A 26,574-nucleotide genomic window follows, 5' to 3' on the forward strand; every position below is an offset into this window, starting at 1 on the left:
TGCCTTGGGGCAGGCGAAGGAAGGCGAAGGATAGGGATGGATAGGGATGGATAGGGAAGCCCTGGCGGCCACTACCGAGACCACACGACAGGGTGCCTGCCAATGACCACCAACAAGCCGCTGGATCTCATCTGTCTGGGCCGCGCCGCCGTCGATCTTTACGGTAGGCAGATCGGTAGCCGCCTCGAAGACATGTCCAGCTTCAACAAGTATCTCGGCGGGTCCTCGGCCAACATTGCCTACGGCACGGCGCGCCTGGGACTCAAGTCGGCCATGCTGACGCGAGTCGGCGATGAGCACATGGGGCGCTTCGTGCGCGAAGAGCTGGCCCGGGCCGGCGTCGATGTCAGTCAGGTGATCACCGACAAGGGGCGCCTCACCGGCCTGGTCATTCTCGGCATCAAGGATGAAGACACCTTCCCGCTGATTTTCTATCGCCACGACTGCGCCGATATGGCGATCAGCGCCGACGACATGGACCCGGATTTCATCGCCTCGAGTCGGGCGCTGCTGATCACCGGTACCCACTTCTCTACCGCCGGCACCTACGCGGCCAGCAAGACCGCCATCGAATACGCCAAGGCGGCGGGCACGCGGGTCATTCTCGACATCGACTATCGCCCGGTGTTGTGGGGCCTGACGACGCTGGGTGACGGCGAAACCCGCTTCGTCTCCGACGACGGCGTCAGTCGCCATCTGCAGACCATCCTGCCCGATCTGGACCTGATCGTCGGCACCGAGGAAGAAGTCCATATCGCCGGCGGCAGCACCGATACCATCACCGCCCTCACGCGCATCCGTGAGCTGAGCGATGCCACCATCGTGCTCAAGCTCGGCGCACTCGGCTGCACGGTGTTGGACGGCGAGATTCCCCCGAGCGAAGACGCCTTCGAGGTCCATACCGGCGTGCGTGTCGATGTGCTCAACGTGCTCGGGGCCGGTGATGCCTTCTTGAGCGGCTTCCTGCGCGGCTGGCTCAATGACCTGTCGCCTGCCCGGAGCTGTGATTTCGCTAACGCCTGCGGGGCGCTGGTGGTCTCGCGTCACGGCTGCGCACCGGCGATTCCGAGCGCAGAGGAGCTCGATGACTACCTGAGTCGGGCGGCCGATATTCCTCGGCCGGACCTGGACACTCGCCTTAACCATCTGCATCGGGTGACCACCCAGCGGCCGCCCATCGTGTGGCGTGACCTGTGTGTGCTGGCCTTCGATCATCGCAAGCAGCTGTTCGACATCGCGCGCCAGGCCGGCGCCGCCCCGGCGCGTATCAAGCCGCTCAAGCGGCTGCTGGTCAAGGCCGCGGAAGAGGGCGCCAGGCACATCGGCGACAGTCAAGTCGGGGTGTTGATCGACGATACCTACGGCCAGGCGGCGCTCAACGACGTCACCGGCCGCGGCTGGTGGATCGGGCGCCCGGTCGAGCTGCCAAGCTCGCGGCCCATCGAGCTGGAAGGCGGGCGCAATATCGCCGCGCGGCTCGCGACATGGCCGCGCGAGCATATCGTCAAGTGCCTGGTGTTCTATCATCCCCGCGACGACATCGAGCTGCGTCGGGCCCAGGAGCGTCAGGTCATGGAGCTGTATGACGCCTGCCTGCACTCCGGCCATGAGCTGCTGCTCGAGATCATCCCGCCGAAGGATCTGGCCCGCGACGATGACACCTACCTCAACGCCATGCAGCGCTTCTACAACCTGGGGGTGTACCCGGACTGGTGGAAGCTACCGCCGCAGACCGTCGCGGCCTGGACGCGGATCACCGAGCTGCTGCAAACGCGCGCACCGCACTGCCGCGGGGTCGTGATGCTGGGACTCGATGCCCCCATCGAGACCCTGCGCGAAGGGTTCATGGCCAGCGCCGGCTTCGACGTCTGCAAGGGCTTCGCCGTGGGGCGAACGATCTTCGCCGAGCCGAGCCGCGAGTGGCTCGCCGGACGCATCGACGATCAGGCGTTGATCGATGCCGTGGTGGCCAATTACCTGTCGCTGGTGGAGGCCTGGAAGGCCCGCCAGCAGGCGTCCTGAAGCGGGCTCGTGGCGTAAGGCCTCAGCCGTCCGGCGCCCAAGGCGCCCCACCGTCTTGCACGTGAGAGCATTGCTATGACCACCATCCGATTGACCATGGCCCAGGCCGTCGTTCGCTTCATGCAGGCGCAGAAGGTTGCTATCGACGGCCAGATCGAGCCGCTGTTTCCCGGCGTCTGGGCGATCTTCGGCCACGGCAACGTGGCCGGCATCGGCGAGGCGCTGTACCAGGCCCGCGAGACTCTGCCGACCTATCGTGCTCATAACGAACAGGCCATGGCCCACGCCGCCATCGCCTTCACCAAGACGCTGAACCGGCGCCAGATCATGGCCTGTACCGCCTCGGCGGGGCCGGGTTCGGTGAACATGGTCACCGCCGCCGCGGTGGCGCACGTCAACCGGTTGCCGCTGTTGTTGCTGCCCGGGGACACCTTCGCCACCCGCAAGCCTGATCCGGTGCTGCAGCAGGTCGAGAACTTCCACGACCATACCCTGACCTCCAACGACTGTTTCCGGCCGGTGAGCCGCTTCTTCGATCGCATCACCCGCCCTGAGCAGCTGCTGACCTCATTGCCCCAGGCGATGCGGGTACTGACCGATCCGGTGGAGTGCGGCCCGGTGACCCTGGCCTTGCCCCAGGATATCCAGACCGAGGCCTACGACTATCCCGAGCGGTTGTTCGCCGAGACGATCCATCGCCTGCGTCGCCAGGCCGCTGATCGCGACGAGCTGGCGGAGGCTATCGCGTTGATTCGACAGGCCGAGAAGCCGCTGATCATCGCCGGCGGCGGGGCGCATTACTCCGGCGCCCTGGATGAACTCGACGCCTTCGCTTCGGCCTACCGGCTGCCGGTGTCCGAGACCCAGGCCGGCAAGGGCGCCTTGCCCTGGGATCATGCCCGCAACGTCGGTGCTCTCGGCGTCACCGGGGCGGCGGCGGCCAACAGCCTGGCCGGTGAGGCCGATCTGGTCATCGCCGTGGGCACGCGTCTTGGCGACTTCGCCTCCGGCTCGCGGGCCTTGATCAACCCCGAGGCGCGCATCCTGTGCCTTAACGTTGCCTCCTTCGACGCCGTGAAGCATCGCGCCCAGGCGCTGGTGGGCGATGCCCGGCTGACGCTGAGCGAACTGACGCGGGGCCTGGATGGCTGGCGGCCCAGCGATGCCTGGGTCGAGCGGGCCACGGGGCTTCGCGATGACTGGAATGCAGCCGTAGAGCGCATCACCACCGACCGGGGGACGCCCCTGCCCTGCGACGCCGAGGTGGTGGGGGCGGTCAATCGCGCGGCCGGGGAGCGCGACATCGTGGTCTGTGCCGCGGGCGGACTGCCGGGGGAGCTGCAGAAGCTGTGGCGCACGCGATTCGATCGTGGCTATCACATGGAGTACGGCTATTCCTGCATGGGCTATGAGCTCGCCGGTGGGCTCGGCGTCAAGATGGCGATGCCCGATTCCGAGGTCTTCGTCATGGTCGGTGACGGTTCCTACCTGATGATGAACTCCGAGATCGCGACCTCGGTGATGCTCGGCAAGAAGATCGTCGCGGTGGTGCTCGACAATCGCGGCTACGGCTGCATTCACCGGCTGCAGCAGTTCTGCGGCGGGCCCGGTTTCAATAACCGTCTCGATGATTGCCTGAGTGTGGAAGGCGGTGCGCCGAAGACCGACTTCGCCGCCCACGCCGCCGCCCTCGGTGCCCGCAGCGAGAAGGTCGCCACCATCGCCGAACTCGAAGAGGCGCTCTGCCGGGCCAAGGCATCGGAGATTAGCTATGTGATCGCCATCGACACCGACGGCCTCGCCGACACCCAGGAAGGCGGCGCCTGGTGGGACGTGGCGGTGCCGGAAGTTTCGCCCCGCGGCGAAGTTCAGGTGGCGCGTGAGCGCTACGCCTCGCACAAGGCTCGCCAGGCACGCAACCTCTGACACGAGCCCATCGCAAGCGCCTGTTATTCGCCCTACGTTTTCACCCTACGTTTTCACCCCATGCACGCTGCGGCGCCGGTTCGCCGGCGCCGGGCAGACACCTGGCAGGAGAGCACCATGAGCGTACGACTAGGCATCAATCCGCTGACCTGGACCAACGACGATCTGCCTTCTCTCGGTGGCGATACACCCCTCTCGGTGTGCCTGAGCGAGGGCCGCGAGGCGGGTTTTTCGGGGTTCGAGCTTGGCAACAAGTTTCCCCGCAAGGCCGAGACCCTGGGGCCGATTCTCGAACGCCATGACCTGGCGCTGGTCTCTGGCTGGTACAGCGCCGAGCTGCTGACGCGCAGCGCCGAGGCCGAGATCGAGGCGCTGACGCCCCACCTGGAACTGCTCAAGGCGCTGGGGGCCGAGGTGATGGTGTTCTGTGAAGTGACTCGCTGCGTGCACGGCACGTTCGGCGTGCCGCTGTCCCACCGCCCGACCCTCAGCGAGGACGAGTGGGCCCTGTTCACCGAGCGCCTCGATCGCGTGGCCGAGCACTGTCAGGCCCAGGGGGTACAGATCGCCTACCACCACCACCTTGGCACCCTGATCGAATCCGAGGCCGACATCGATCGACTGATGGCCGAGACCGGCCCGGCACTGGGCTTGCTGCTGGATTCCGGCCATCTGGTCGGCGCCGGCGGTGACCCCCTCGCGGTGCTAAAGCGCCACTCGGCGCGAATCAACCACGTCCACTGCAAGGATATCCGTCGCGAGGTGCTGGCGGACGTCACCAACCGCAACCTGAGCTTTCTTCAGGGCGTGCTCAACGGCATGTTCACCGTGCCCGGTGACGGGTTCATCGACTACGCCGCGCTGCTCAAGGGCCTGAAGACCAAGGGCTATGACGGCTGGTTAGTGGTCGAGGCCGAGCAGGATCCCGCCGTCGCCCATCCGTTGACCTATGCGCGTCTGGGCCACGCCAACTTGATGCGCCTGTGCGCCGAGGTCGGGCTCGAGGTCATCGCCTGAGACCCGCCGCCTGTCGCGCTTTTAGCGCTTTAACCGGCGATCATCAGATACACGAAAAGAGGTCTTTCATGATAACACTGGGTAACTATCTCAATGGCCGGGCCGTGGCCAGCCACAGCGGTCGCACCGCGCCGGTCTATGACCCGGCCACGGGCGAGATCAGCCGCGAGGTCGCGCTGTCCTCGGCCGACGAGACTCGCGAGGCCGTTCGCCTCGCGGCCGACGCCTTCGCCGGCTGGTCGCGCATGACCCCGCTACGGCGCTCCCGCATCCTGTTCAAGTTCAAGGCGCTGGTGGAGGAGCACGCCGACGAGATCGCACGCTTGATTTCCACCGAGCACGGCAAGGTCTACTCGGACGCGCTCGGTGAGCTCACCCGGGGACTCGAGGTGGTGGAATTCGCCTGTGGCATTCCGCATCTGCAGAAAGGCGAGCACTCGCTGAACGTCGGTACCGGCGTCGATAGCTATTCGATGATGCAGCCCCTCGGCGTCTGTGCCGGCATCTCGCCGTTCAACTTCCCGGCCATGGTGCCGATGTGGATGTTCCCCGTGGCGCTGGCATGCGGTAATACCTTCGTGATGAAGCCGTCGGAGAAGGATCCTTCCACGCTCATGCGCCTGGCCGAGTTGCTGACCGAAGCGGGCCTGCCGGACGGCGTCTTCAACGTGGTCAATGGTGACAAGGAAAGCGTCGATGTGCTGCTCACCGACGAGCGGGTTCAGGCGGTGAGCTTCGTCGGCTCGACCCCGATCGCCGAGTACATCTATGCCACGGCCTCGGCCCACGGCAAGCGCGTCCAGGCCCTCGGCGGGGCCAAGAACCATATGGTGGTGATGCCGGATGCAGACCTTGACCAGGCCGTCGATGCGCTGATGGGCGCCGCCTACGGCAGCGCCGGTGAGCGCTGCATGGCAATTTCGGTGGTGGTCCCGGTGGGCGAGGACACCGCCGAGCGCCTGCGCGCCAAGCTGGTCGAGCGTCTCGCCAGCCTGACGGTAGGCCCGGGTATCAAGCAAGGTCCCGACAATGACATGGGGCCGCTGGTGTCGCGTCAGCATCTGGACAAGGTGCTTGGCTACGTTCAGGCCGGCGTCGATGAGGGCGCAGAGCTCGTGGTCGACGGCCGCGAGGCGGTCATCGAGGGCGCTGGGGACGGCTTCTTCGTCGGTGGCTCGTTGTTCGATCACGTTAAGCCGGGCATGCGCATTCACGCAGAAGAGATCTTCGGCCCGGTGTTGGCGATCGCCCGGGTCGAGAGCTTCGATGCGGCCGTGGCCATGGTCAACGCGCATGAGTACGGCAACGGCACCGCCATCTTCACTCGCGATGGCAACGCCGCGCGCCAGTATTGTGAGCGTATTCAGGTGGGCATGGTCGGCGTCAACGTGCCGATTCCGGTGCCCATGGCGTTCCATAGCTTCGGCGGCTGGAAGCGTTCGCTGTTTGGCCCGCTGCACATGCATGGCCCCGATGGCGTGCGCTTCTATACGCGCATGAAGACCATTACCCAGCGCTGGCCGAGCGAAAAGCGTGATACCACCAGCCACTTCACCATGCCGACACACTGATTCGTCGGAAGGCCGACGTCAGGGCTGACACAAACGGTACCGTGTGATAGCACTCGGTGCCGTTTTTGCTGTTGGCGCACGGAGGGCCGCTGTCGTGGCTTGGGCATCTGCGGCATCCGGACACCTAGGCCCGATCTCGCGCCTGGCGATGCCTGAAGGGGCCCTGCGAGGGTGGCGTTTGTCGTCGTTTCCGCGAAGTTATGTGCCGTTTTAACCGTCGTCAGCGCATTATATGCTGTGCTGTCGTGATGGAATTTTTGTTCCGTTATACTAAAAAATAGAACATATGGATTGTTTTGTGCGACTTGGGAACGTAGCTTTCATCTTAGTGGCCGAGACCGAACGCGGTCATTCGCGCCGGGTGTCGTAGGTCGGGCATCTGGCTCCGATTCACACAAGATGGACGATGGCTATGAGCACTCAATCAGCACAGGCGTCGGCGTCACCGGAAACGGATGACGTGGCCCAGAGCGAAGAGCTCGAGTACCAACGCATTCCTCCTAGCCGGCAGTTGAGCGGCAAGTATTTCCTCGGTGCCTATTCCGGTGAGCACGTGGCCGGCACCGAGTTCGTCATCGGCGCCGCTCTGGTCACCCTTGGGGTCGGCACCAGCGATCTGATCTGGGGGCTGATCCTCGGCAACTTCATGGCGGTGCTGTCCTGGGCCTGGATCTGCAGCCCGGTGGCGACGCGCACGCGCATGACCGTCTACTGGTTCCTGGCGCGGCTGGCCGGCAAGAAGATTTCCTACATCTATAACATCGTCAATGGGCTCTTCTACGCCGTCATCGCCGGCGCCATGATCACGGTGTCGGCCTCGGCCTTTCGGGTGATGACCGATATTCCGCCCCAGACTGGCCTCTATCCCACCAGCGTAAGCTTCGTCGTGCTGGCGCTGTTCGTCGGTGCCTTCACCGTGTGGCTGACGCTCAAGGGCTTCAAGCTGATCGCCAACTTCTCCACCGTCTGCGCGCCCTGGATGGCGATCATGTTTTTGGTCAGCGGCATCCTGGCGATTCCGATTGTCACCCAGCTCGGCGCCGAGCAGGGCATGACCGGCCTTGGCGCCGTGCTCGATGGCCTGGTGTGGACCGGCGTCACCCCGAGCGGTGAGGCGGGCATCAATATGTGGGTCATCGCGGCCTGGGCCTGGGGCATCAATCTGCCGATGCACCTGGGCATGAGCGACATGAGCATCCTGCGCTTCGCGCGCAAGTCCTCCTACGGCTACTTCTCCGCCGCGGGCATGTACATCGGTCACTTCATGGCCTGGGTCTGTGCCGGCATCCTCGGGGCCACGTCGGCGATGTTGCTCAAGGAAGCGCTGGTCGATCTGGATCCGGGTGCCATCGCCTATCGCCTGCTCGGTGCCATGGGCCTGGTGGCGGTGGTTGTGGCCGGTTGGACCACCTCGATTCCGAGTCTGTATCGCTCGGGCCTGGCCTTCCAGGCGGTATTCCATCGGCACAAGCCGTTCAATGTCGCCCTGGCCGTGGGGGCGGCCACCACGGCGATCGCCTGCTTCCCGTTCGCCTTCAGCGCCCTGCTCGACGTGCTCTCGTACTTCGTCATGGTCATGGCGCCGGTCGGTGCGATCATCGCCGCCGAACACTTCGCCCTGCCACGGCTTCGCATTCGTCCGCTGTGGCGTGAGCACCAGGGCATCGACGACAACCGTCCCGCCCTGATCACCTGGGTCATCGGTGTGGCCCTGGGCGCGACCCTGATCGCCCTGCCACAGGTGCACCTGTTCACGGTGTTCATTCCGGTGTGGCTGACCGCCTTCATCGTCTACCCGGTCCTGTGTCGGGTGATGGGCGCGAATACCGAGAGCGGCATCGACTACTACGCCGAGGCTTACGGCCCGGTGGATCCGCCGGAGCTTCCCGGTGAGTCTGCCGAGCCGAATCCGCCGGTGCGTCGTGATCCCTGGTACTTCGTCGCGCTGGGCTGTCTGGTGGTGATCCTGATCGCCGGCCTGTGGTCCTGGATGGGCGATCCGGCGGGTGCCGTGGATTACGTCGAGACCTTCAAGATGCTGGTCGTGCCGGTGACGGTGGTGTACTTCATCGCCGCGACCCTGTGGATCCGCAACCGCCGCAAGTCGCCGGCGGTCGCCGCCGACGATCCTCACGTCTAGGCCATCGCTACCACCTGCGGCTTACGCGCCGGCACGCCAGTTCCACCCCAGTGGCCGCCTCGACCGTCGAGGCGGCCTTTTCATGCCTCCTTGTTATCCCAGTCCTTCGCCACCGCTCGACGGTCAGGGGCGATGGAACGACGCTCGCCCCTAGAGGCATCGATGCAGGCGGAGGCGACAGGCGGCGCGTCGAGCGTGTGAGCCACCGGCCAGAGGCGTCGCGGCGTAGCGAGAAGGCGTTCAGTCGAATATGCTGGCAGCGGGTTTTCCCCGCCGCCTGCAGGGAGCATAAGAACACGAGCACTCACCCGGTGCTTACCTTCGACTGGAGACACCATGCGCCATCTTTCGCGCCTACTGACATCGGCCGCCGTCGTGCTCGGCGTTACCGCACTGAGCGCTTCTCTGACCGCCCAGGCCGATACCCGCCTGACCTACAAGTCGGCGTCCGCCGGCACCGCCTATTACCAGATGGGGGTCGAGCTGTCCGAGGCCATCAAGACCGGCACCGACGGCGCCATGACGCTGACCCTGGAAGAGAGCCAGGGCTCGGTGCAGAACGTCATGGAAGTCATGGCCCGCCAGGGCAACTACGTGTTCACTTCTCCGCCTGGCCTCGTGAGCAAGGCGCGTGATGGCAGCGGCCCCTTCGCGCAGCGCCAGAGCCCGCGTTTCCAGGACATCCGCGCGCTGTTCCCGATCCCGTCGCTGACCATGCATTTCGTCGTTGCCGGCGATACCGACGTGCTGGCTCTCGATGATCTGGCCGGCAAGCACCTGCTGATTGGCCAGGGCTCCTTCGGCGCCCGGGAAGCCTCGCGCTATCTCGAGCTGTTCGGCCTGACAGGCAAGGTCGAGGTCGATGATGCCGACGTGGGCAGCGCCCCGGATGCGCTCAAGAATGGCCAGATCGATGCCTTCGCCACGGCCAGCTCCTTCCCCGCGCCCAACGTGATCGAGACCGCCGCCAGCCACGCGGTGGGCCTGGTCTCGTTTCGCGACGAGGAGATCGCCAAGACCGGCGCCGCCCCCCAGGTGATTCCCGCCGGCACCTACGCCGGCATCGACGAGGACGTGTTGACGACCTCGCTGCCGGTGGTGGCCTACACCACCAGCGCGATGGATGACGCCGCCGCCTACACTCTGACCCGGACGTTCTGGGAGCGTCGCGAGGCCATGGGTGAGACCTCCGCCTGGTGGAGCGCCATCTCGCCCGACATGCTGGCGAACCTGCAGGGCAAGCTGCATCCTGGCGCCCTGCGCTACTACGACGAAGCCGGCATCGAGGTGCCAGACGCGCTGCGTTGATCGGCCCCATCAGTTGCCACCGCGCCGCGGCCGATGGGCCGCGGCGTCGATGTTCTCTTGAGTGAAGGTGTCATGACCCCTGCTTCTTCTTCGGCCGAGGCGCCGACTCCCACGGCCGCGACCGCGCGTGTTGGCCGGTGGTGGATAGCGCTTGGCGCCCTGTCGGTGCTGTTCCACCTCGGCCTGATCTTCCACGGTCTGACCCCGGCGTTGGTCAGTCGCCCCTTGCATATGGCGCTGGTATTGCCCTGGGTGCTGGTGTTTGCCGCCAGGGGCCGTGTTCAGCGCCTCGGCGGGCTGATTCTCACCGCCCTGGGCATCGCCGCCTGTGTCTGGATCGCCTGGAACGAAGACGCGCTGAGCGGCCAGTACGGCTTCATCGACACGCCCTTCCAGATGGCGGTAGGCGTGTTGGTGATCGTGGTGGCGCTGGAGGCGGCACGCCGGGCCATCGGCTGGCCGCTGCCGCTGGTGACGGCCCTGGCGCTCGCCTATGCGGTCTTCGGCGAGTTCGTGCCCGGTGAATTCGGCCACCCCGGCATGCCCATGGCGAGCCTGGTCGGGTCGCTGACCATCGCCGAGAGCGGACTCTGGGGCAAGCTCACCGGCGTCAGCGTGTCGGTGGTGGCGATCTTCGTCATCTTCGGCGCGGTGCTCAATGCCGGTGAAGCGGGCAAGGGCTTCATGAACCTGGCCGGCGCGGCGGCGGGGCGCCTGACCGGCGGCGGCGCCAAGGTATCGGTGATCTCCTCGGCGCTGATGGGTTCGATCTCGGGCTCGGCCTCGGCCAACGTGGCCTCTACCGGCGCCATTACCATTCCGTCCATGGCTCGGCTCGGCTACCCGAAGTCCCTGGCCGGGGCGGTGGAGGCGGTCGCCTCCTCGGGCGGCCAGATCATGCCGCCGCTGATGGGCGCCGGCGCTTTCGTGATGGTGGAGCTGACCGGCACGCCCTACACCGAGATCATGGCCGCGGCCCTGCTGCCGGCGTTTCTGTACTTCGCCACGGTGTGGCTCGGCATCAACGCCTTCGCCACCCGCTATGACCTGCGCCCGGTCGACGCCGCCGATCGTCCGGCCCGGCGCGAGGTGGTGATGACGGCGCTGTTCTTCGCCGTGCCCTTCGCGGTGCTGCTGGAGCGCATCTTTATCGCCGGCAACACGCCGCAGTACGCCGCCAGTGTGGCGATCTTCGCCGGGGCTGCACTGCTGGCGCTGAATGCCGAGCTCAAGGTCAACGGCCGCGAGTTCCGCGCGCGCCTGGCCCAGGCGGCACTGACCGCGGGGCGCCAGATTGGCGTCATCGGCGCCATCATTCTATGTGCATCTCTGGTGATCGGGGTGCTGTCGCTGACCGGGCTCGGGGTCAAGGTGACCTCCGGCATCCTGGCGCTCTCCGGCGGCGCCCTGTGGCCGGCGCTGCTGCTCACCGCCCTGGCCTGCCTGGTGCTGGGCATGGAAGTCCCGACCACCGCCGCCTACGTGATCTGCGTCTCGGTGGCAGGCCCTGCGCTGACCGAGCTGGGGCTGCCGCTGTTGACCGCGCACCTGTTCGTGTTCTGGTTCGCGCTGCTTTCCACCATCACGCCGCCGGTCTGCGGCGCGGTCTTCATCGCCGCCGGCATGGCCGATGAGAACTGGCTGAAGGTCGCGGCCAAGGCCATGGCGCTTGGTGTGGGGCTGTATGTCATCCCCTTGGCCATGGTCGCCCACCCGGCGCTGCTGGCGCTCGGTGATGGGCCGCTGACGGCGGTGGTGACGACGCTGGTGGTGCTGGCCGGGCTCGGGGCGATCTCCTACGGCCTGATCGGGCGCTTCGCCTGGTGGCTCAGGGCCCTTCTGGTGGCGCTGGGGCTTACGCTGATCTTTGTGCCCTGGCCGGTGTAGCCCCGTTGGCGGCCGGCCCGAGTCTCGCTTGCCCCATGGCGCCGTCTGTTCGGCCTTGGCGCCGGCGCCAACGAACTGCTGGTCGACAAACTCAACAGCCAGTACAGCGACCTTCCAGCGGCAGAAAGAGGCCGGCTGCTGGTGATGAACTCCCAGATCATCGGCGTGATCGCCGCCGAGATCGCCGGTAATGACGACAGCGAGCTACAGATCGGCGCCCAGGTGGCGGGTAGTGCCACGCAGTATAACTACCTTCCCCATAACGATCAGAGTACCTGGATTGAGCGGGCGTCCGAAGAAGACCCCGCCAAACAATTCCGTTTGGCGGCGGCTGCCTGCGTCGAAATTCACTGCTCGGCGGAGTTCCCGGTGGATAGCGGGCAGTCCGCCTGCTATCGAGGCCTGGAAGCGTTGGGGAGCCGTCCCAGAGGGGCACCTTGCTGATTGCCTGCCGGAGCCCCCCGGGGGAATGCGCGAGTGGCAGCCATCGGTCCGCCAGACTGGCCGTGCCAGGCAGTGAGAAAAGGGCGATGATGGGAACGGCGCTGGCGTTGGCACCACGGATTCAGGGAGTTGAAAGGATCGCCAAGTCTATCCGTAGCTAACGGGGAAGCGATTTTTCAAGGGATGTTTCAAGCCTCGTTATTTCGGAGGGGTGGCTCCAGGATGGAGTTGCCGGTTTTCGCAAGGAGAGTGAACCATGAATGATAATGTCGTAGAAAACATCAGACCTCTTACGGGTATGGAGAGGCGATATGTGAACGCTTATGTCGTCAGGAGAACTTGGCTGCAAAGGATTATGGGTGGTGTGGCTTTGGTGTGTCTCTCTTCTTTTCTTGTGTGTGCTATTATTTTTATTTTTGACGTTGACAGGATGGTCGAGTTGGCCTGGGTGTTTTTTCCCACCCAGTTTTTATGTTTTTTTGGAGTAAGATACTTTTCCAAGAAATACAAGGTTAGAGGGTACGCCTAGAGGGTGGGTGGTGGCGTAAGTAAGGTCTCTGGAAAGTTTGAAGAGTTGAGTTTTTCTGTGAGCATCCCTAATGGCGGTAGACACACTCACTATCGGCACTTTATCGGTGACATTGAGTTGATCTTTCCGCCTGGTGCTCGTCTTGCCTTTCTTGGTATGCACGGCAGAAATGTGACATTGTCGGGGGTGCTGTGGCACAACCTGGGTGATGTTGAGTTTTCCCGTTACGCCAGTAAAGTTATGCCAGAGGCGGCTGCCAGGGTTCCGGCAATTCAGTTCCTGGTGCTTGAGTGGCAGGGCTTGATCGATGTCGGTGGTGTGCTGGAAAAGTATGGAAAGTATTATTTTCTTCAGTATCGTGCAAAGAGCTTCTGCGAAGGCTTGGTCTTGGCTGTCGTCGTATCAGCCCTGGTAGGGATTCCCTTTCTCTTTGACTCCTGTTTTGACTTTTATGTTGATCGTAGCGTACTGGGAGCTGCGCTACTTTTTCTTGTTCATATATTAGCTTCGATAGCCATTTCGATCTTTATTTTGATTTATCTGTCAAAGGGCTACGTAGCGATCAGAAAACGACACGACCCCGATTACGACACGACGCCCCACGAAGATCGCCTGAAAGGGCATTGGTAGGCGCTGCCGTCGTGGCAATATGGTGTCGGCTTCGCTGGTTGTTGTCCGGGTGATCGTAAAGCTGGATGAGCAAAAAATGTATCAGAGTAATGAGGGCGTTCGGTGGTACAGTGCAACCTGGGTACGTTGATGTGTCTGGAAAAACGATTAACGACGCGGGAATTCAGGGATGAGTGATGCGCCGGTCAGTGTGGTCAGGAATGTAAGAAAAGTGACAGCAAGTGAAAAGGCCTATCTTTCCAGTTGGAGGAGGAGAGATAAAATTGCGCTGGGATATATAGTGGTATTTTTTTTGGTCATGCTTGTGGCGATGGTTTATTTGAGCATCCTGGTCTTGCGAAGAGATGATTGGTCTGAGTTTTCATCTATTGCTTGTTTGATCGCGTTCTTGTTGTTTGGTTCGGGGGCCGGGGCCGTTGTCTTCCTGATATTGACTGGTGAAAAGGTCATTTATGGCACGGCGGCGTCGAGGGTTGTTGGGTCGCTGAAATTTAAAAAAGAGAAAAGTAGTGGCCTAAGGCGATCGCCGGGCTGGCCCTTGTCTCAATATTATCTGGATGATTGTCCGCTGAGGTGGCCGCCTGGGTTTCAAACACGCCTTTCACCATGTGTCGGATCAGAGGTCGAGGTGATTGCCGTATTTCCGATGATCGTATCTTCACATGATCCGGTTGATAATGGAAACAACCATGATGCGTTATCATGTGCTGAATGCGCGCAGATGTTTCGCGGTGTTGGTTACGTAATCGAATTTAATAATGAAAGTGTGATCGCAGGTTGATGCCCGGCGTCGGAAATGGCTGGGATGGCTGGGGTCGTCTGAAAGAAGCGCCATCACTGGTACGGCGAAATGGAGCGTCGTCGCGTCATGTGGACATGTTGTCTTTCGTCGCCCTGAAGTGCTTCGACACCGCGTCGTCGGTCCCCAGCATCGGCCCCTGTTCTCTACTCGGGAGCAGGGGCCGATTGGCGTAGAGCACCCAGGTATCCAGCGCCGCGCCTAGCGGACGGATCAGACGCAGGCGCTCGGGATACTTCGTCAACGAGTCGGCGGCGACGATGGCGGCATCGGCCGCGCCCGCAAGGAGCGCGTCGAGCGCGGCGACGATGGTCTCGGCATCGTGTTCCTCCAAGGCGCCAAGGTCGGTGTAGTGGCGGGTGGCGGGCTGACGCAGCACGCTCCTTGGCGTCTTGATCTCACGCCTTGCCACCAGCGCCAGCGGTCGGCTCGGAGCAACAAACGCGTCCACCGGAAAGGCCCGGTGCATGAAGCGACCGACGCAGTCGGCGTGGCTCGGGTGGGCGCTGACCTGAAGCACATAGTCATGGCCGCCGATCACCAGGGCCTCGAAGGCGGCGGGGAAGTCGTCTATCAAGGTGATGTCCACGCAAGCGTCGGCCACCGGCTCGCCCGGATCGGGGGCACCGGCACGGCCCGGGGCGCTGGGCGTGCCTGGCGCATTGACGAGGCCTTGCCGACCGACCAAGCCGCGAGCAGCCAGGTAGCGTGATAGCACCAAGGCGTGGTTGCTGTCGGCGGGGCCAAGAGTCGCGAAACGCAGCGTCATGCCGGAGGGTTCCTTAACGCAACAGAGTACCGAGTATCGCTTGTGTTGGCATGACAGCCAACACCACAGGACGCAGGACGACGGCTCGGCTTCTGGCCTGATACTGACGATGCGGCTTCGCTGCATGACAATCGACTGCCATGTTGGGGGCGAACGCCTCGGTGACTTCCTTCTAGCGCTCTATCCCGCCAAGGGCAGCATCACTACCGTGGGATCGAACGGTGTCTCGACGCGCCTATTGAGCGGCAGTCGTTTGGCTCTTGCCTCTGTGGCCTGGCTCATCTCATTGACCGGCGGCGTGTCAATCTGGTGCGCCCTGAGTGATCGGTTCCCAGCGGGGCAGCATCGGTAGTGGACGCTTTAGTAGAGGCCGTTTTGCCCGCCGTTCGATGTCAGCGACAGCGAATATCTTGCTTTCGCGGGGGCCGTTCGGCGCTCCAGGCGCTGTTTCGCTTATAGCTGGCGCCGCCAACGGCTCTCGATGGTGTCGAGCTCGGCGGGGCCGTACACCGGTGCCGAGTTCAGACCCTGCTGTCCCTGGTAGTGGGCCCACAGCTGGTCGCCGTAGTCGAAGTGCCACCATTCGCTTGGCAGGTTGGTGAACCCCTGGTCGGCCATGGCGTGATAGAGCAGGCGGCGGTTGTCGCGGGCGTCGCGCTGGCTGCCGCTCAGGTCGTTGCGGCCCTCGTAGGCGGCGCTGTGAGAGTCCGGCACCGCCTCGTCGAATTGGGTGCCCATGGGCAGCGGCAGGCCGTCGCTATCGCATAGGGTCACGTCGACGGCGCCTCCGGTCAGGTGCGGGCTCGGCGCGTTGGGGGCCCGGCTGGGCAGCGAGACGAACTCCCGGGTGCGGGCCGTCAGGTCCTGCTCCGAAATGGTCGGGTTGGCATCACGAATGGCCTCCATCAGGGTCTCGAACAGGTACTGCTGGACCCGCCAGGGACGCCAGCCATCGAGCACCAGTAGCGTCATGCCATGCGGCAGCGCCCGAGCGACCGCCAGCAGGCGGCGGTAGACGCCTTCGCGGACGTAGCATTCGTTGACCGCCCCCGGGATATCCATGCGCGCGTAGGCGGGAAATACGCGAATGGGAGGGGGGGCCAGGCTCATGGGAACCAGTGGCTCGGTACTGCCGAGAATGGCGCGGCCTGTCAGGGCCGGCCAGTCCGGTTCCGGGAAGACGGGGATCGGGCGCTGACGCAGCGTGTGAGCGGCTGAGCTGGCTGCGTCACGGGGAGCGGCCTGGTGGGGGTCGTGGGTCATGGGGTCATCCGAGAAGAGTCGGTAGCCAGAGAGTCAGCGGCGGGGCGAGGATCAGCGCCAGCAGCACGATCAGCGCCGTGACCACGAAGGGCCAGATGGTGCGAAAGAGTGCCGTGATCTCGAGCCGGCTGACGGCGGCGGCGACGAACACGCAGGCGCCCATGGGCGGCGTGATCAGCGCGATGGTGATGTTCAAGGTGATGATGATACCCAGATGAACCGGGTCGATGCCCGCCATCATCGCCACCGGAGCAAAGATCGGCGTCAGCAGCATCAGCGCCGAAACCTCTTCCATGAACATGCCGGTGATAAAGGTGATGGCGCTGAGCAGTAGCAGGATCAGCACCGGGTTGTCGACGTAGGGCGTCAGCAGGGCGACGAACTGGTTGGGCACCTGGGCGTAGGCCAGCAGCCAGCTGACGGTGGCCGAGGCGGCCATGATCACGAAGATCGCCGCGGTGAGCCGGGTGGTATCGACGATGGCCCGCCACACGCCGGCGATGCCGAGGTTCCCGGCGACCATGCCGTAGAGTGCCACGTAGAGTGCGGTGAGTGCCCCGGATTCGGTCGGGGTGACCAGCCCCATGACGATGCCGGCGACGATGATGAAGGGCGCAATCAGCGCCGGCAGCGCGCCCAGGGCCGCACGTCCGAGGTCTCCGGCAGCTGGCCAGGTGCCGCGCTTGGGCAGGCCCTTGCGCCAGGCGTAGAGGGCGTTCATGGCCATGAAGGCGACGCCAAGCAGCAGCCCCGGCACGACGCCGGCGAGGAACAGATCGCCCACCGAGGTATTGGTCAGCGAGGCATACAGGATCATGAAGATGCTGGGCGGAATGATCGGCCCGATCAGCGAGCTGCCCGCGGTCAGGCCAGCGGCGAAGGCGGTGGAATAGCCTTCCTTGCGCATCGCCGGTACCAGCAACGAGCCCAGCGCCGAGGTGTCGGCCACCGCCGAGCCATTGACGCCGGCGAAGAACACGCTGGAGATAACGTTGACGTGCCCCATGCCGCCACGCAGATGACCGACCAGCAGCCGGGCCAGGGTGAGCAGCCGGTCGGTCAGGCGGCTGGCGTTCATCAGGTTGCCGGCGAGGATAAATAGCGGGATGGCCATCAGCGAGAAGGCATTGATCCCGCCAAAGAACTGCTGGGGCATCAGGCGCGGGATCATGCCGATATCGACGAACAGGAAGCCGACCACCGCGGTGGCGAGCAGGGCGATGAACAGCGGTAGGCCGAGCAGCACATGGGCGACGAAGACGCCAAGCATGGCAAGGGTCATGGGCGAGGCTCCTTCGTGGCTGGGGTAGCGTCGTTTGAATCGTCGCTACCGTCGTCGCCGGCCTCCAGATCCAGCGTCGGAAGCGGCTGCGGTCCGTGGCAGATCGCCATCAGCGCCAACAGCGCAAAGCCGATCGGCAGTGACATCACCGGGACCGAGCGGCTGATGCCAAGGCCTTGGCTTTGAAACATCGCCACCGACTGGGCGTAGTGATAGCTGAACCAGGCCCCGGCCAAGGCCAAGGCCAGCGTCAACAGCCACTGGTACCAGGACAGCACACGGCCGAGGACCCGCGGCAGCAGCCGCTCGATCAGGGCGACGCGCATATGGCCGCCCTCTATCCACACCGCGCCCATGGCGAGCATGACGGCACCGATGATCAGAAAGCGCGCCAGCTCGTCGGTCCAGATCGGCGCGCCACCGGCGATGTAGCGCATGAATACGCCGTAGAGCATGGCCGTCAGGTCGACGGCGAGCATGCCACTGGCGATCCACAAGGAAAGCCGCCGGACGGTGTCCGGCAGCGGTGACAGCGAAGCAGACATGGCAATTTCCGTGGTCTCGGGGGCAGGGGCGAGAGCTCCGTGCAAGGCCTCACGACGTCGGTCGGGGGCGCAGGCCTTGCCAGTGGCGAGTACGCCGGTTCGTCTCGCAGAACCGGCTAGCCAACATTATTCGCTGGCGCTGACACCCATTTCGACGCCGGCATCCTCGAGGGCCATGTCGATATAGCTCTGCTCGATGTTCTGATCGGCGAGCCAGTCCAGGTAAGCCGGTTGGCCCTGTTCGCGGAAGGCATCGAGCTGTTTGGCGGTCGGCCGGATGACCTCCATGCCCTGATCCTCGAGGAAGGCGATGCGCTCATCGACCTGGGCCTGGTTGTGCTCGCGTGCCATCTGGTTGGCCTCGGCAACGGCCTCGCGGAAGGCGGCCTGGGTCTCGCTGTCCCACCCGTTGAGCATGCTGGCATTGCCGACCAGGAACTGATCCGAGTACTGGATATTGGCCAGCGTCAGGTAGTCCTGCACCTCGTAGAGGCTGCCGAGGATGATGTACATCGGCGGGTTCATCTGGCCGTCGGCGACGCCGGTCTTCAGCGCCATGTAGACCTCGGTCCAGGGGATCGGTGTGCCCGAGGCGCCGAACGCCTCGTACAGCGCTACCTGGCTCGGGTCCATGGCGCGAAAGCGCAGGCCGTCGAAGTCTGCGGGTTCGGCGATGGGGGTCTTGTTGTTGGTGAAGGCCAGAAAGCCACCCTCTTCCACGACCGCCAGCAGCTCGAGGCCTGCACGACCGTTGAGGTCGTCTTTTACCGCCTGCCAGTACGCGCCCTGGTCGAAGAAGTTGCGTGCCGCACCGAAGTCATCGAACAGGAAGGGAATGGCGCTGACGAACACTTCAGGGACCACCGGCGACAGGCCGGCGAAGGAGGCAATGTTGAGGCTCGGCGAGGTCATGGTCTGTTCCATGCGCTCCTGCTCTTCGCCCAGCATGCTGTTGGGGTAGAGCTTGATCTCGATCTCACCGTCGGTCTTTTCCGCGACCAGCTCCTGAAGGTTGGTGGCGAAGACGTGAACGGCGTTCTTGTCCGGGTCGGGGGCGCCGTTGTAGCTCAGGTTGACCGTGGTAGCGGCCTGGGCGCCAAACGCAGTGCCCAGCAGTATGGTCGCCAGGGCAATGGTCACAGGCTGGGTCAGCGCCTTGAGCGAGCAAGAGGCGGTGGGACGCATGTCTATCATCGAAATCTCCGAAGTTTATGACGTTGTTATGGGGGCGGGGTGGGAGATGGCGGCGTCGGCCGGCGCAACGACTGGACCGAACCTCGTCGTCCTGCTGAGAGCCTAGGCGTTGTCGCGTTGACTAATCAAACCCGAAGGTGTTGATGTTGATGCAACGCGTCGAGGTTTTTATGTGCTGATATGTCTACGCATTCCCGATGCCGCAAGGGAGCTTGGTACTTTGGTACTCTAGCGCATGGCGTGGCAGGCGGCATTCATGCCTCTGCTGCACGGAACGACAAGGACAGCGTTCAATGAAATCTTTTTCCATTTATGAGCATCCCCACCATGGGATCAAGGCGGTCAAGCAGGGGATGTCCTGGCCGGCATTTTGCTTCGGACTGCTGTGGGCGCTGTACAAGACCATGTGGCTGTTGAGTGCCATCTGGGTCGCCGCCCTGGTCCTGTCGGGGCTCCTTGTGCCACTGGATTCCGCGCTCGACACGGTGATCAACGGGCTGTTCCTTGGTCTTCAGCTGGGCGTCGCGTTCAAGGGCAACAGTTGGTACGAAGGTGTGTTGCGCGCGCGCGGTTTCATCTTTCGTACCACCATCGAAGGCAATAATCCGAGTCAGGCGTTAGGCAACTACGTCTCGAGCCGTGATGCCTCGGAGTTCTCGTTGTCGACGCGGCAAATATCCGCGCCCGATGACGAGGACGATGGCCCGTCGAATCTCAAGGCCTGAGCGAGCCGTCTGGCGTGCCCTTAACGGTTCGCGTGCTGGCCCATCAGTCGCGGTGCGTCGGCCTTGAAGAAGCGCATGCCCGAACGCAGATGGTCGAGGCAGGCCAGCGCCGCTACCGACAGCTCGCGGTCTTCGCGACTGACGATCTGGGCACGAGCACCGCTGAGGACGCGGTGCGCCAACGGCACCACCGCGATATCACCGTGCTCGATCTCCTCGGCCACGCTTAGCTCCGGCATGAAGGTGACGCCGATCCCGGAGCGGACGAAGTTCTTCAGCACCGCGACCGAGTTGGTGTGCAGCCGGGCCTTGAGGTGCAGGCGCTCTTGGTGGGCGACCTGATTGACCATCTGGCGCATGCCGAAGGGGTTATCCATCAATGCCAGGGGCCAGTCGGCGATGGCGTGAAGCGACAGTGGCGCGCCGGCGCCGATCAGTGGGTGATGGCGTGGCACGATCAGGTCCAGCGGCTGGCGGGTCTCTACATGACACCTGAGCAGAGGGTCCATGGGCGGCGCGTAGAGCAGCGCCAGATCCACGCCACGATCCTTGATCAACGCCATGGCCTCGTTGACGCCGGCCATGACCACCTCGATGTCGATGCCGGGATAGGCGGTCATGAAGGTCTCGAGCGGAGCGTTGATCAGGTCGGCGATGAACCCCTCACCGACGGCGATGCGGACCTCGCCGGCATCGAGCCGAGTCAAGGCACGCAGGCGAGATACCGCGGCTCCGTCGGCATCGCGCTGGGCGCGGTGGTGTTCCGCCAGCAGTTGACCCGCCTCGGTCAGTTTGACGCCGCCGCTGTGTCGCTCGAGAAGGACCACATCGAGTTCGTCTTCCAGGCGCTTGATCAGGCGGCTGACCGCGGAGACGTCCACATGCAGATAAATGGCGGCACCACGTAGCGAGCCTCGCCGTTGCACTTCACACAGGTAGGCAAGAGCGCGCTGATTGAGCATGGGGTCTCCGTTGGGTGGCCAGGACAGGGGCGCTCGAGCAACATGCCTGATGACACAAGTCGTTGGCGTCGCGTCGAGGTGGTGGCAGACTCATCGAGCATATCGACATATGGTCATAACGATAACGCCAAAAGGATACTATCGATGCGACGTGTTTTTCTTTCCGTCTCCGCGGTCACGCTGGGGACTCTGCTCGGCTGTGCATCCCTCTCTGCCCAGGCCGCCGAGCCGCTGAAGCTTGCCGTGGACATTCCCTTCGAGCCGTTCGAGTATCGCCTGCCCGACGGCACCCTGACCGGTTTCGAGGTGGAACTTGGCGAGGAGGTGTGTCGACGCATCGAGCGCGAGTGTGAGTGGGTCGAACAGACCTGGGACGGCATCATCCCGGGGCTGCTGGCGCGCAAGTACGACGCCGTCATGTCGTCCATGGCGATCACCGAGGAGCGTCGTCAGCAGGTGCTGTTCTCCGATCCGTACTACAGCAATCCAAGCGTCTGGGTCACCCGCCGCGGCGAAGAGATCGACGTTGCCGACGAGGCCTCGCTGGAGGGACTGACGGTGGGCGTGCAGCGCGGCACCATTCGCGACCGCTTCATTACCGATACCTACGGCGAGCGCATGGAAGTGCGGCGCTATGCGACCGCCGAGGACCTGGCTCTTGACGTCAAGACCGGCCGCCTGGACAGCGCCTTCATGTACTATCCGCTGGCGCTGTCCAACCTCGGGGTCGACGCCGCGGACAGCGACGTGGTGGTGAGCTCCGAGCTGATTCGCGAGCCCAAGTCGTACTTCGGTTATGGCGTGGCGGTGGCCTTCAGGCCGCGGGATGAAGATCTGGCCGAGCAGTTCAACGCGGCCCTGGCCGAGATCAAGGCCGACGGCACCTACGATACCCTGATGACCAAGTACGTCGACTACGATATCAAGATCTAGCGTCGGGCGAGCAAGATCTGGAATCGTGATATCGAGGTTTCGGGTCGGGATCATGAGAGCCAGGGCCGCGACGCTAGGCGCGATGCGCAGCGCCGGGCCCAAGGGAACGAGCCGCCAGGGGCACGTTCCCGCCTGGGGTCCTTGGCAGGCCGCTGGCCGCAAGAGGCCTTAGTGATTCACGCCGGGTTCGAGAATCTCCTGGGCCAGGCGACGTCCCGCCTGGGTCAGCTGCAAGCGTTCGCCGTGTTGGGTGATCAGCTGGCGCTGGCGGGAACGCTCCACGACGTCTCTGGCCCTGGCCGGGGCCCAGCGCAGGTGCTCGCGCAGGGCCTGGGTGACGTTCTCGACGGCCTTTTCGGGACCGTCTTCGTGGTTGTACAGGTGCACCATCAGGGTTCGGCTCTCGTTGAGCTGGCGCTGGCGGCGGCGCTGCAGCCACTGGGCGGCGATGCCGTAGCGGGGACCGGCGAGAAAGGCCAGGGCCAGGAACACGCCGGTCATGACCGCCATCATGCCGCCGATGGAGACGTCCCAGGCCACCGCCAGGTGGTAGCCCGAGATGCTCGAGGCGATCGAGATCAGGGCGCCGTAGAGGAACATGCGCCCGAGGCTATCGGTCAGCAGGTAGGCCGCGGAGGGCGGCACGATGACGAAGGCCACGAACAGCACCGCGCCGACGGCGTCGAAGGCGGCGACGGCCGTGCCGCTGGTCAGCAGCAGCAGGCCGTAGAACAGCACCCCGGGCGCGAAGCCGAGCGCCTTGGCGAGGGCCTCGTCAAAGGTGGCAAGCTTGAGCTCCTTGTAGAACAGCGCGATGAAGGCGCCGTTGAGCAGCGTCATGGCGCCCATGGACAGCAGCGAACGAGGCACCTCGGCGCCACCGAGGGTCAGGGTGTCGAGCCAGACGAAGCCAATCTCACCGAGCAGCACGGTGTGGGCATCGATGTGCACGTCGCTGGCATAGAGGTTGATCAACAGCACGCCAAGCGAGAACAGTACCGGGAACACCAGGCCGATGGCGGCGTCTTTCTTGACCTTCTGGGTCGACACCAGCAGCTCGGTGAGAAAGACCGTGAGGATGCCGGTCAGGGCCGCGCCGATGATCTGCAGCGGGCCGCTGGCCTGATGGGTAAGCAGCCACACCACCACGATGCCGAAGACGATGGAGTGGCCGATGGCATCCGACAGCATGCTGGTGCCGCGCAGCACCAGGAAGGTGCCGACCAGGCTCGAGGCGATGCCGACCAAGGCGCCGACCAGCATGATCATCAGTTCGATGTCGTTGAACAATGCGGTGATCATGCGCTGGCCTCCTGGCCAAGGCTGTCCAGGATGCGTTCGGCCTCGCGGCAGCCTTCGGCGGTGAGCACCCATTGCTTGCGCTGGCCGGGCTCATGGCTAGGCGGCGTCGTCAGGGTGACGAGGCCACGGCGCATGAGGCGTTCAAGGGCACGCTTGGTGTTGGTGCGGTGATAGGCGTCGACCATGCCCTGATCCAGGCGATAGCCGGGGTCTGAATGGTGGCTTGCGAGCCGGTAAAGCGTGGTCAGCACCTGCTGGTAGCGCAACTGGCGCCTATCGCGCTTGAGCTTGAGGATCTCCCACACGAACCCGCGTCCCGGGGCGAACATCAGCGACACGATCACCACGCTGGACAGGCTCAGGATGATCAGCGGCCCGGTGGCCAGGCCTCGGGCCAGGGCACTGATCATGGCGCCGCTGACGCCTCCGATGATGCCGAATACCGCCGCCAGGAGGACCATGGACTCGAGCCGATGGGCCCACTGGCGGGCGGCGACGGCGGGGGCGATGATCATCGCCGCCATCAGCACCACGCCAACCATCTGCAGGCCGACCACCACGGCCAGCGCGATCATCACCGTCATCAAGGCCTCGAGCCAGGCCACCGGCAGGCCCAGCGTCGCGGCGAACTGAGTGTCGAAGGACACCAGCTTGAACTCCTTCCACAGGGCGGTGACCAGGGCCAAGGCAAAGACGCTGACGCCTCCCATGATCCACAGGTCGCTTCTCAGGGTGGCGGCGGCTTGGCCGAACAGGAAGGCATCGAGTCCTCCCTGGGAGGCGTTGCTGCCCCCTTGAAGGTAGCTCAGCAGTACCACGCCGACGGCGAAGAAGACGCTGAGCGAGATGCCGAGTGCGGCGTCGGTCTTGAGCCGACTCATGCGGGTCAACAGCAGCATGACGAGGGCTGCCAGGGCGCCGGTGATCAGGGCGCCGGCGAGAATGCTGCCCATGTGGCGACCGCCGCCGATGATGAAACCAAGACAGACGCCGGGCAGTGCCGCGTGGGACAGGGTGTCGCCCAGCAGGCTCTGCTTGCGCAGCACCGCAAAGCTGCCCAGCACGCCGCTGACCAGGCCCAGGAGGGCGGCGCCGATGGCCACGTTCTGCAGTGTATAGTCCGAGAGCAGGGCCAGCAGTGACATCAGGGCGTCTCCCGGGCGATGTCGCCAAGTGCGTTATCCGCAGGGGGATCCCGGGCATCATCCACGGTCCGGTCCACCGGCGTGGCGGCGGTGGGGCTTTCTGCGTGGGGCGCGGTAACGTCGTCGAGCAAGGCGATCTGCCCGCCGTAGGCCCGGCGCAGGTTGTCGGCGGTGTAGACGTCGTTGACCGGCCCCTGGGCGATGACGCGCACGTTGAGAATCAACATCCAGTCGAAGTAGCTGCGCACGGTCTGCAGGTCATGGTGCACCACGATCACCGTCTTGCCCTGGTCGCGCAGGCGACGAAGGATATCGACGATGGCGCGCTCGGTGGTGGCATCGACCCCGGCCATCGGCTCATCGAGGAAATAGACATCGGCCTTCTGCACCAGCGCCCGGGCGAGGAACACGCGCTGCTGCTGACCGCCGGAGAGTTGGCTGATCTGACGGCCGGCGAAGGCCGCCATGCCGACCATGTCAAGCGCGGCCATGGCCTCGGCTCGCTCGCGCTTACCCGGCCGCCTGAGCCAGCCAAGGCGCCCGTACAGGCCCATGGTCACGACATCCAGGGCGGTGGTGGGGAAGTCCCAGTCGACGCTGGAGCGCTGCGGCACGTAGCCGACCCGGCGGCGGGCGCCACGGTAAGGGCGGCCGAACAGGGTGACGTGGCCGGCAACGCTAGGGACCAGTCCCAGCACGCTCTTGATCAGGGTGCTCTTGCCTGCGCCGTTGGGACCGACGATCGCGGCCATGACACCCGGGGGAACATCGAAGTCGATGTCCCACAGGACCGGCTTGCCGTGGTAGCTGACCGTGAGGTCTTCGACGTGGAGGGCGAGGTTGGGCTCGTGGAGGGTATCGCTCATGATGAGGTGTCCCCGTCGCTGGTCTGTTCGTCGCTGGTCTGTTCGTCGCTGGCCTGTTCATCACTGGCCTGGTCATCACCGGCCTGGCTGACGCCGACACCGTCGCTGGCAATGCCCCAGCGCCGCGCCCAATCGCTTAGCGCAGGAGGCAGCGGCGCCGGCTGGCCGCCGAGCGCCTTGACGATGTGGGTGGTGTTGGCATGCAGCATGCCGATATAGGTGCCGCTGGCGGTGTCGGCATCGCCCATGGCGTCGGAGTAGAGCTGGCCGCCGATGGAGATCGCCAGGCCCTGTTCCTTGGCCGCGGCGATCACCGCCTGCACGGTGCGTGGGTTGATCGTGCTCTCGACGAACATGGCCGGAACACCGCGCGCGACGACCACGTCGGTCATGCGACGGATATCGGCGACGCCGGTCTCGGTGGCCGTGGACAGGCCCTGGATCCCGGTGACCTCGATGGCGTAGGCGCGACCGAAATAGCCGAAAGCGTCATGGGCGGTGACCAGAATGCGCTGGTCCTCGGGAATGCTGGCGATGCTGGTGTCGATCCAGGCGTCCAAGGCCTCAAGTTCCAGGGCGTAGGCCTCGGCATTGGCGTGCATGGCGTCGCGGCAGCTGGGACGCTGTGCTGACAGCGTAGCGGCCACTATCGGGACGGTCTGGGCCCAGAGCCCGACATCCATCCACAGGTGAGGGTCGACGCCGTAGGCGTCCTGGGTGCGGATCAGTTGGGCATCATCTACTGCCGCTTCGGCCACGGCCTGGGTCGGCTTGATCCGCGAGAAACGCTCGAAGACCTTGCCGAGCTGGCCTTCCAGGGAATACCCGGCATAGAGAATCAGTTCGGCCGCGTCGAGATCGTGAACGTCACGCGCGCTGGCCTGGTACAGGTGGGGGTCGACGCCGGGGCCCATCATGGTGGTGACGGCGACGCAGTCGTCACCCACGGTCTTGACCACGTCGGCGAGCATGCCGACGGTGACCACGGTGTCGAGTGGCGCCGGTTCGGGCTCGGAGGCGGCCAGCACTGCGGTGCTGGTTCCCAGCAGCGCGGCAGCGAAGGCGCTACGACGATACCCCATCAGACTCTCCTTGACTGGCCTGCTCGCGGTGGTGCCTGGCGATTCGCACCGAGCGGCGATTCGGTATGTGGCTGATTCGGTGCCGGGCCGACGAGGTGCATGGTGGTACGACCCAACCTGGCATTTTTGGCATTTGGCTATCATTTATAGACTTGGCTAAGTTTTGGCGCTTACGCCGGCTGGGTCAAGCCTTTCAAGGGCTATGGTGGATATAGCGGCGGCCTATGGAGGCG

At 64.4% G+C, this 26,574-nt stretch carries 23 protein-coding genes; 13 read left to right on the plus strand and 10 right to left on the minus strand.

Translation table 11 applies throughout. The annotated features are described in order from the left end of the window. Window positions 1–102: 102 nt before the first annotated feature. The 11 genes from ACUN9Y_RS03895 to ACUN9Y_RS03945 all read left to right on the plus strand — a co-directional run bounded on the left by ACUN9Y_RS03895 (window position 103) and on the right by ACUN9Y_RS03945 (window position 14,255). A complete protein-coding gene (locus ACUN9Y_RS03895) occupies window positions 103–2,022 on the plus strand; it encodes a bifunctional 5-dehydro-2-deoxygluconokinase/5-dehydro-2-deoxyphosphogluconate aldolase (RefSeq protein WP_445459367.1) in 1,920 nt (639 codons plus the stop codon). A gap of 75 nt (window positions 2,023–2,097) precedes the next feature. Further along, window positions 2,098–3,948 (plus strand): 3D-(3,5/4)-trihydroxycyclohexane-1,2-dione acylhydrolase (decyclizing), encoded by a 1,851-nt coding sequence (gene iolD / locus ACUN9Y_RS03900; RefSeq protein ID WP_445459368.1) that lies wholly within the window; start codon window positions 2,098–2,100, stop codon window positions 3,946–3,948. Between the two features lie 117 nt (window positions 3,949–4,065). Next, on the plus strand, window positions 4,066–4,965 hold the full coding sequence (iolE, locus tag ACUN9Y_RS03905; RefSeq protein WP_445459369.1) for a myo-inosose-2 dehydratase: 900 nt from the start codon (window positions 4,066–4,068) through the stop codon (window positions 4,963–4,965). A gap of 68 nt (window positions 4,966–5,033) precedes the next feature. Further along, window positions 5,034–6,536, plus strand: a complete 1,503-nt coding sequence (locus ACUN9Y_RS03910; protein WP_445459370.1) for a CoA-acylating methylmalonate-semialdehyde dehydrogenase — start codon at window positions 5,034–5,036, stop codon at window positions 6,534–6,536. Between the two features lie 412 nt (window positions 6,537–6,948). After that, the gene (locus ACUN9Y_RS03915; protein WP_445459371.1) at window positions 6,949–8,676 is read left to right on the plus strand and encodes a purine-cytosine permease family protein; all 1,728 of its coding nucleotides are present in this window, start codon (window positions 6,949–6,951) and stop codon (window positions 8,674–8,676) included. Between the two features lie 336 nt (window positions 8,677–9,012). After that, a complete protein-coding gene (locus ACUN9Y_RS03920) occupies window positions 9,013–9,984 on the plus strand; it encodes a TAXI family TRAP transporter solute-binding subunit (protein ID WP_445459372.1) in 972 nt (323 codons plus the stop codon). A 72-nt stretch (window positions 9,985–10,056) separates the two neighbouring features. Next, on the plus strand, window positions 10,057–11,871 hold the full coding sequence (locus ACUN9Y_RS03925; protein WP_445459373.1) for a TRAP transporter permease: 1,815 nt from the start codon (window positions 10,057–10,059) through the stop codon (window positions 11,869–11,871). Between the two features lie 144 nt (window positions 11,872–12,015). Next, the gene (locus ACUN9Y_RS03930) at window positions 12,016–12,315 is read left to right on the plus strand and encodes a hypothetical protein (RefSeq protein WP_445459374.1); all 300 of its coding nucleotides are present in this window, start codon (window positions 12,016–12,018) and stop codon (window positions 12,313–12,315) included. Window positions 12,316–12,571: 256 nt separating this feature from the next. Further along, window positions 12,572–12,844, plus strand: a complete 273-nt coding sequence (locus ACUN9Y_RS03935) for a hypothetical protein (protein ID WP_445459375.1) — start codon at window positions 12,572–12,574, stop codon at window positions 12,842–12,844. Window positions 12,845–12,901: 57 nt separating this feature from the next. After that, a complete protein-coding gene (locus ACUN9Y_RS03940; protein WP_445459376.1) occupies window positions 12,902–13,474 on the plus strand; it encodes a hypothetical protein in 573 nt (190 codons plus the stop codon). Between the two features lie 169 nt (window positions 13,475–13,643). Further along, window positions 13,644–14,255, plus strand: coding sequence for a hypothetical protein (locus ACUN9Y_RS03945; protein ID WP_445459377.1), 612 nt, complete (start codon window positions 13,644–13,646; stop codon window positions 14,253–14,255). Between the two features lie 85 nt (window positions 14,256–14,340). On the opposite strand, the gene ACUN9Y_RS03950 is transcribed toward ACUN9Y_RS03945, so the two are convergent. The 5 genes from ACUN9Y_RS03950 to dctP all read right to left on the minus strand — a co-directional run bounded on the left by ACUN9Y_RS03950 (window position 14,341) and on the right by dctP (window position 19,317). Next, window positions 14,341–15,042 (minus strand): hypothetical protein, encoded by a 702-nt coding sequence (locus ACUN9Y_RS03950; RefSeq protein WP_445459378.1) that lies wholly within the window; start codon window positions 15,040–15,042, stop codon window positions 14,341–14,343. A 453-nt stretch (window positions 15,043–15,495) separates the two neighbouring features. Then, window positions 15,496–16,305, minus strand: coding sequence for a M15 family metallopeptidase (locus tag ACUN9Y_RS03955; protein WP_445459379.1), 810 nt, complete (start codon window positions 16,303–16,305; stop codon window positions 15,496–15,498). 4 nt (window positions 16,306–16,309) lie between these two features. After that, window positions 16,310–17,587 (minus strand): TRAP transporter large permease, encoded by a 1,278-nt coding sequence (locus ACUN9Y_RS03960; RefSeq protein ID WP_445459380.1) that lies wholly within the window; start codon window positions 17,585–17,587, stop codon window positions 16,310–16,312. After that, window positions 17,584–18,132, minus strand: coding sequence for a TRAP transporter small permease (locus ACUN9Y_RS03965; RefSeq protein ID WP_445459381.1), 549 nt, complete (start codon window positions 18,130–18,132; stop codon window positions 17,584–17,586). Before ACUN9Y_RS03965 ends, ACUN9Y_RS03960 begins: the two co-directional genes overlap by 4 nt. A gap of 126 nt (window positions 18,133–18,258) precedes the next feature. Next, window positions 18,259–19,317: a TRAP transporter substrate-binding protein DctP gene (gene dctP, locus ACUN9Y_RS03970; RefSeq protein WP_445459485.1), complete on the minus strand. Its 1,059-nt coding sequence runs from the start codon at window positions 19,315–19,317 to the stop codon at window positions 18,259–18,261. Between the two features lie 302 nt (window positions 19,318–19,619). Here dctP and ACUN9Y_RS03975 point away from each other — a divergent pair, with 302 nt between their 5' ends. Further along, window positions 19,620–20,051, plus strand: a complete 432-nt coding sequence (locus ACUN9Y_RS03975; protein ID WP_445459382.1) for a DUF2628 domain-containing protein — start codon at window positions 19,620–19,622, stop codon at window positions 20,049–20,051. A gap of 20 nt (window positions 20,052–20,071) precedes the next feature. Here ACUN9Y_RS03975 and ACUN9Y_RS03980 read toward each other — a convergent pair whose 3' ends face one another. Next, a complete protein-coding gene (locus tag ACUN9Y_RS03980; RefSeq protein WP_445459383.1) occupies window positions 20,072–21,013 on the minus strand; it encodes a LysR family transcriptional regulator in 942 nt (313 codons plus the stop codon). A 144-nt stretch (window positions 21,014–21,157) separates the two neighbouring features. Here ACUN9Y_RS03980 and ACUN9Y_RS03985 point away from each other — a divergent pair, with 144 nt between their 5' ends. Next, complete coding sequence (locus ACUN9Y_RS03985) at window positions 21,158–21,946, plus strand: transporter substrate-binding domain-containing protein (protein WP_445459384.1); 789 nt, start codon at window positions 21,158–21,160, stop codon at window positions 21,944–21,946. Between the two features lie 168 nt (window positions 21,947–22,114). Here ACUN9Y_RS03985 and ACUN9Y_RS03990 read toward each other — a convergent pair whose 3' ends face one another. Genes ACUN9Y_RS03990 through ACUN9Y_RS04005 form a run of 4 tightly spaced genes read right to left on the minus strand, consistent with a single transcriptional unit; the run spans window position 22,115 to window position 26,341 of the window. Next, entirely contained in the window at window positions 22,115–23,248 is a 1,134-nt protein-coding gene (locus ACUN9Y_RS03990; RefSeq protein ID WP_445459385.1) for a metal ABC transporter permease, read from the minus strand. Continuing rightward, a complete protein-coding gene (locus ACUN9Y_RS03995; RefSeq protein WP_445459386.1) occupies window positions 23,245–24,393 on the minus strand; it encodes a metal ABC transporter permease in 1,149 nt (382 codons plus the stop codon). The genes ACUN9Y_RS03990 and ACUN9Y_RS03995 overlap by 4 nt, the downstream gene beginning before the upstream one ends. Beyond that, window positions 24,393–25,259, minus strand: coding sequence for a metal ABC transporter ATP-binding protein (locus tag ACUN9Y_RS04000; RefSeq protein WP_445459387.1), 867 nt, complete (start codon window positions 25,257–25,259; stop codon window positions 24,393–24,395). Before ACUN9Y_RS04000 ends, ACUN9Y_RS03995 begins: the two co-directional genes overlap by 1 nt. Further along, window positions 25,256–26,341: a metal ABC transporter solute-binding protein, Zn/Mn family gene (locus ACUN9Y_RS04005; RefSeq protein ID WP_445459388.1), complete on the minus strand. Its 1,086-nt coding sequence runs from the start codon at window positions 26,339–26,341 to the stop codon at window positions 25,256–25,258. The genes ACUN9Y_RS04000 and ACUN9Y_RS04005 overlap by 4 nt, the downstream gene beginning before the upstream one ends. Window positions 26,342–26,574: the final 233 nt, after the last annotated feature.

Source organism: Halomonas sp. V046 (assembly GCF_052645355.1).

Excerpts from the sequence above, each read along its gene's own strand:
- ACUN9Y_RS03895 (WP_445459367.1), top strand. The coding sequence starts at position 103 with ATGACCACCAACAAGCCGCTGGATCTCATCTGTCTGGGCCGCGCCGCC.
- iolD (WP_445459368.1), top strand. The coding sequence starts at position 2,098 with ATGACCACCATCCGATTGACCATGGCCCAGGCCGTCGTTCGCTTCATG.
- iolE (WP_445459369.1), top strand. The coding sequence starts at position 4,066 with ATGAGCGTACGACTAGGCATCAATCCGCTGACCTGGACCAACGACGAT.
- ACUN9Y_RS03910 (WP_445459370.1), top strand. The coding sequence starts at position 5,034 with ATGATAACACTGGGTAACTATCTCAATGGCCGGGCCGTGGCCAGCCAC.
- ACUN9Y_RS03915 (WP_445459371.1), top strand. The coding sequence starts at position 6,949 with ATGAGCACTCAATCAGCACAGGCGTCGGCGTCACCGGAAACGGATGAC.
- ACUN9Y_RS03920 (WP_445459372.1), top strand. The coding sequence starts at position 9,013 with ATGCGCCATCTTTCGCGCCTACTGACATCGGCCGCCGTCGTGCTCGGC.
- ACUN9Y_RS03925 (WP_445459373.1), top strand. The coding sequence starts at position 10,057 with ATGACCCCTGCTTCTTCTTCGGCCGAGGCGCCGACTCCCACGGCCGCG.
- ACUN9Y_RS03930 (WP_445459374.1), top strand. The coding sequence starts at position 12,016 with ATGAACTCCCAGATCATCGGCGTGATCGCCGCCGAGATCGCCGGTAAT.
- ACUN9Y_RS03935 (WP_445459375.1), top strand. The coding sequence starts at position 12,572 with ATGAATGATAATGTCGTAGAAAACATCAGACCTCTTACGGGTATGGAG.
- ACUN9Y_RS03945 (WP_445459377.1), top strand. The coding sequence starts at position 13,644 with ATGAGTGATGCGCCGGTCAGTGTGGTCAGGAATGTAAGAAAAGTGACA.
- ACUN9Y_RS03950 (WP_445459378.1), bottom strand. The coding sequence starts at position 15,042 with ATGACGCTGCGTTTCGCGACTCTTGGCCCCGCCGACAGCAACCACGCC.
- ACUN9Y_RS03955 (WP_445459379.1), bottom strand. The coding sequence starts at position 16,305 with ATGACCCACGACCCCCACCAGGCCGCTCCCCGTGACGCAGCCAGCTCA.
- ACUN9Y_RS03960 (WP_445459380.1), bottom strand. The coding sequence starts at position 17,587 with ATGACCCTTGCCATGCTTGGCGTCTTCGTCGCCCATGTGCTGCTCGGC.
- ACUN9Y_RS03965 (WP_445459381.1), bottom strand. The coding sequence starts at position 18,132 with ATGTCTGCTTCGCTGTCACCGCTGCCGGACACCGTCCGGCGGCTTTCC.
- dctP (WP_445459485.1), bottom strand. The coding sequence starts at position 19,317 with ATGCGTCCCACCGCCTCTTGCTCGCTCAAGGCGCTGACCCAGCCTGTG.
- ACUN9Y_RS03975 (WP_445459382.1), top strand. The coding sequence starts at position 19,620 with ATGAAATCTTTTTCCATTTATGAGCATCCCCACCATGGGATCAAGGCG.
- ACUN9Y_RS03980 (WP_445459383.1), bottom strand. The coding sequence starts at position 21,013 with ATGCTCAATCAGCGCGCTCTTGCCTACCTGTGTGAAGTGCAACGGCGA.
- ACUN9Y_RS03985 (WP_445459384.1), top strand. The coding sequence starts at position 21,158 with ATGCGACGTGTTTTTCTTTCCGTCTCCGCGGTCACGCTGGGGACTCTG.
- ACUN9Y_RS03990 (WP_445459385.1), bottom strand. The coding sequence starts at position 23,248 with ATGATCACCGCATTGTTCAACGACATCGAACTGATGATCATGCTGGTC.
- ACUN9Y_RS03995 (WP_445459386.1), bottom strand. The coding sequence starts at position 24,393 with ATGTCACTGCTGGCCCTGCTCTCGGACTATACACTGCAGAACGTGGCC.
- ACUN9Y_RS04000 (WP_445459387.1), bottom strand. The coding sequence starts at position 25,259 with ATGAGCGATACCCTCCACGAGCCCAACCTCGCCCTCCACGTCGAAGAC.
- ACUN9Y_RS04005 (WP_445459388.1), bottom strand. The coding sequence starts at position 26,341 with ATGGGGTATCGTCGTAGCGCCTTCGCTGCCGCGCTGCTGGGAACCAGC.